This window comes from Oerskovia sp. NPDC060287, assembly GCF_042726775.1.
Lineage (GTDB): Bacteria > Actinomycetota > Actinomycetes > Actinomycetales > Cellulomonadaceae > Oerskovia > Oerskovia merdavium.
In genome coordinates this window covers 1-3,866 of the sequence record NZ_JBHXBO010000322.1, presented here as the reverse complement: position 1 = coordinate 3,866, position 3,866 = coordinate 1, and the positions used below count along the sequence as shown (strand labels likewise).

Annotated in this window: 7 protein-coding genes; 5 read left to right on the top strand and 2 right to left on the bottom strand. The window is 71.0% G+C overall.

Features of this window, described 5'->3' with window-relative positions:
* Positions 1–173: 173 nt before the first annotated feature.
* Positions 174–470 (bottom strand): helix-turn-helix domain-containing protein, encoded by a 297-nt coding sequence (locus tag ACFWFR_RS18240; protein ID WP_377624010.1) that lies wholly within the window; start codon positions 468–470, stop codon positions 174–176.
* A 68-nt stretch (positions 471–538) separates the two neighbouring features.
* Between ACFWFR_RS18240 and map the strand changes: the two genes are divergently transcribed.
* The 4 genes from map to ACFWFR_RS18220 all read left to right on the top strand — a co-directional run bounded on the left by map (position 539) and on the right by ACFWFR_RS18220 (position 3,179).
* Entirely contained in the window at positions 539–1,315 is a 777-nt protein-coding gene (map, locus tag ACFWFR_RS18235) for a type I methionyl aminopeptidase (RefSeq protein ID WP_377624008.1), read from the top strand.
* 68 nt (positions 1,316–1,383) lie between these two features.
* Positions 1,384–1,758: a DUF1622 domain-containing protein gene (locus ACFWFR_RS18230; RefSeq protein WP_377624006.1), complete on the top strand. Its 375-nt coding sequence runs from the start codon at positions 1,384–1,386 to the stop codon at positions 1,756–1,758.
* Between the two features lie 93 nt (positions 1,759–1,851).
* Positions 1,852–2,808, top strand: a complete 957-nt coding sequence (locus tag ACFWFR_RS18225; protein WP_377624005.1) for a 3-methyladenine DNA glycosylase — start codon at positions 1,852–1,854, stop codon at positions 2,806–2,808.
* Positions 2,809–2,858: 50 nt separating this feature from the next.
* Positions 2,859–3,179: a hypothetical protein gene (locus ACFWFR_RS18220; RefSeq protein ID WP_377624003.1), complete on the top strand. Its 321-nt coding sequence runs from the start codon at positions 2,859–2,861 to the stop codon at positions 3,177–3,179.
* Here ACFWFR_RS18220 and ACFWFR_RS18215 read toward each other — a convergent pair.
* Positions 3,166–3,477, bottom strand: a complete 312-nt coding sequence (locus tag ACFWFR_RS18215) for a DUF6881 domain-containing protein (RefSeq protein WP_377624002.1) — start codon at positions 3,475–3,477, stop codon at positions 3,166–3,168. The two genes, ACFWFR_RS18220 and ACFWFR_RS18215, sit on opposite strands and share 14 nt — an antisense overlap.
* Positions 3,478–3,645: 168 nt before the next feature.
* Between ACFWFR_RS18215 and ACFWFR_RS18210 the strand changes: the two genes are divergently transcribed.
* Positions 3,646–3,798: a hypothetical protein gene (locus ACFWFR_RS18210; protein WP_377624000.1), complete on the top strand. Its 153-nt coding sequence runs from the start codon at positions 3,646–3,648 to the stop codon at positions 3,796–3,798.
* Positions 3,799–3,866: the final 68 nt, after the last annotated feature.

The following is a 3,866-nucleotide window of genomic DNA, read 5'->3' as shown; positions in this document are numbered from 1 at the left end:
GCACCTTCTTCACGACGGCCCACTTCGCGGGGTACCCGATCGTCCTCGCGCGGCTCGACCGTGTCGCGGTGCCCGAGCTCGAGGAGCTCGTCGAGGACGCGTGGCTGGCGCGAGCACCGAAGCGCCTCGCGCAGTCCTTCCTCGAGCAGACGGAGTAGGCGCGGGTCAGCGCGTCAGGACGCCCACAGCTCGTGCGCGTCCTGGCCCGCGCCTCGAGCATCACGTTCGACCTGGGTGATCTCGGCCCAGACGGCGTCGAGCGAGAGGCCGAGCACACCCGCGATCGCCGCGATCGTCGGGAACGCGGGGGTCGCGACCCGGCCCGTCTCGATCTTCCGGAGGGTCTCGGGTGAGACGCCGGCGTCGAGTGCGACCTCGAGCATCGAGCGATCGCCCCTCGCTCGACGCAGGAGGGCGCCGAGACGCTGTCCACGCTCGACCTCGGCTGGCGTGAGGGGCAACCTGACCATGGTTCCGATTCTAGTACCGGGATAATATGACCGGTATAGTTATCGGAAGCATGAGGAAGGCTCACTCCATGATCGAGATCCTGAACCCCGCCGAGGTGGCTCGGGCGCGTGAGACCGGCGCCCTGGTCGCTCACATCCTGCAGACCCTCAAGGGCCGCAGCACCGTCGGCACGAACCTCCTGGACGTCGACCGGTGGGCGCAGGCCATGATCACCGAGGCGGGCGCGCAGTCCTGCTACGTCGACTATGCGCCGTCGTTCGGGCGGGGACCGTTCGGGCACCACGTCTGCACGGCCGTCAACGACGCCGTGCTGCACGGCAAGCCGCACGACCGCACGCTCGAGGACGGCGACCTGCTGACGCTCGACCTCGCGGTGTCGCTGGGTGGTATCGCCGCCGACTCCGCCATCAGCTTCGTCGTGGGTGGCTCGAAGCCACCGGAGAGCGTCGCGATGATCAGGGCGACCGAGGACGCTCTGGTCGCGGGTATCGCGGCGGCCGGGCCGGGGGCTCGCGTCGGCGACGTCTCGCACGCCATGGGCGCCGTCCTCAGCGCGGCGGGGTATCAGGTCAACACCGAGTTCGGGGGGCACGGCATCGGATCGACGATGCACCAGGACCCGCACGTCCCGAACATCGGACGGCCTGGTCGGGGGTACCGGCTGCGCCCCGGGCTCCTGCTCGCGCTGGAGCCGTGGGTCATGGAGGACACCGCCGAGCTCGTCACCGACGCCGACGGCTGGACTCTCCGCAGCGCGACGGGCTGCCGGACGGCGCACAGCGAGCACACGATCGCGATCACCGACGACGGGGCCGAGATCCTCACCCTGCCGCGGCCCTCGTGAGGTCGGGCCACGGCGGGCCGGCCCCCGCTCGCCCGGCCCGCCGGGCCGTTCCGTCCTAGGCTCGGCTCATGACGTTCGCCGAGGTGATCGAGGTCGTCGGCAAGGTGGTCGACGCCGCAGGGGTCGCCGCGATGGTGGTCGGCGCCCTGTACGCGACGTTCTTGTCGTTGACCCGGCGACGCGAGGGCGACGTCTACCGGTTGTTCCGGCGCCGGCTCGGCAGGTCGATCCTGCTCGGGCTCGAGCTCCTCGTCGCCGCCGACATCATCCGGACCGTCGCCATCACCCCGACGCTCGAGAGCGTCGGGGTGCTCGCGGCGATCGTCCTGATCCGGACGTTCCTGAGCTTCTCGCTCGAGCTCGAGATCACGGGCCGGTGGCCGTGGCAGCAGGCGCCCTCGGAGGAGAAGCCGGGCGTGCGGGAGGAGCCCGCCGGACCCTGAGCAGCGGCTCGATCGGCGGGCCCTCCGGTCCCGGGCCGTTCCGCTGCTCCGGACGGGGTGAACTTCCCTCGCCGGGCCGCCTACGCTGGAACCATGCCCTCCCTCGACGTCTCCGGCCGTACCCTCGCACCCGAGGTGACCGGCGCCGTCGGGCAGGTCCTGGGCAGTGACGACTGGCTGCCGCTCGCTGCGGCGCACGCCGCGCGCGCGGATGCCCTGACCGCGGGCTGGCGCGAGCGCAAGGTCCGCGGCGAGAAGCACGCGGTCGAGGACTTCCTCTTCACCTACTACCCCACTCGTCCGGCCCAGCTGCGCCGCTGGCACCCGGGTGCGGGCGTCGCTCTCGCTCCCGGCGAGGAGGGCGCGCCCGACGACGTCGCTCCCCTCCTCGCCGAGCGTGCGGACTGGCGGTGGTACCGGACCGAGGCGGCCGGGGCCGTGACCCTCGACGTCGACGCGTACCTCGCCGACCGGGGGGACACCGTGCGCTACGCGCGCGAGCTGCTCTCGGCCACGGCGTCACGCCCGGCGACGCTCGGGTGCTTCGGGCTGCACGAGTGGGCCATGGTCTACCGGGACCACGCCGAGGGGCGCGACCATCGCCACCCGCTGCCGCTGCGGCTCGGGGCGCAGGGGACGGACGAGGTCGTGGCGTCGCACCCGGTGAGGTGCTCGCACTTCGACGCGTTCCGCTTCTTCACCCCGGAGGCCGTGGGCCTCAATCGTCTGCAGCCCACCCGCGAGACGCAGCCCGCGCTCGAGCAACCGGGCTGCCTGCACGCCAACATGGACCTCTACAAGTGGGCGACCAAGCTGTCCCCCGCGGTGCCGAGCGGTCTGGTGCTCGACGCTTTCGAGCTCGCACGCGACATCCGCTGGGTCGACATGAAGGCGAGCCCCTACGACGTCTCGTCCTACGGCGAGGCGCCCGTGGCGATCGAGACGCCCGAGGGCAAGGCCGAGTACGTGCGGCTGCAGCGCGGGTTCGCCGAGCGCTCGGCCGTGCTGCGCGCCCGGCTGCTCGAGGTCTGCGAGAACCTGCTGGGCTGAGTGGCTCTCCGGTTCCCGTCGACAGGTCGGTGCGTGCGACAGTTGCCAGCATGACCAGGCCGCTGACGGACTGTGAGCGCGATGTGCTCGACGCGCTGCTGTCGACGGACCTCGACGGAGCGACCGAGCTTCGCCGACAGGCCCGGAGGGCCGTGGTGTCCGGCGCCTGCGGTTGCAGCTGCCCGTCGATCGACTTCCGGACCGGTACCGAGATGCGTGTCATCGTGGACGCGGCCGTGGTCGACTCCACCGACAGCCTGTTCCTCTACACGCTCGACGGCGAGCTCGGCGGCATCGAATGGGTCGGCGTCACTGAGGACGGACCGATCGAGCTTCCCGAACCTGCGCGCCTCACGATCAGCCCGGCCTGACCCACCCGCCGCTGGAGCCCACGCGGGCTGAGTGCCAGACGGCCTCAAACTCCGACTGTTCGACGAGCGCGACCACGAACTGGGGATCCTTCGCGATCTCCGCAGGAAGCGGCACGGGGATCACTCCGAGGCCGGTGCTCTCGGACTCGTGGTCCTCGTCAGCCCACGTCAGACTCCCGTCGGCGAACTCGTCGACCTTGCGTGCCTCCCACCCTCCGACTACGTGCGCCCACAGAACCACCGGATCGGTGGCGCTGCCGTGGATCCACCGAACACGCTGGAAGTACTCGCTCGTCATTCCGCCATACTCCCGTACCGTCCTCAAGGATCAGTGAGGTATGACCGGCACCGACGACCAACCGGACAGCCGGGAGCGCTTCTCCAGCACCGTGCCTGCGTGTGCAAAGCCTTGAAGAACGTCCACAAGTGGGCGACCAAGCTGTAGCCCGCAGCGCCGAGCGGGCTGGTGCTCGATGCCTTCGAGCCCGCAGGCGACATCCGCTGGGTCGACATGTCGGCGAGCCTCTACGACGTCCCGTCCTACGGCGAGGAACCCGTGGCGATCGAGACGCCCGAGGGCAAGCACGGGTTCGCCGAGCGCTCGGCTGGGCTGGGCTGAGGGACGCCACGCGCCGGTGAGACGCGCCGGGCCGTTCCGCGGCCCAGGTGGTGGGTTGTGTTTTCTGC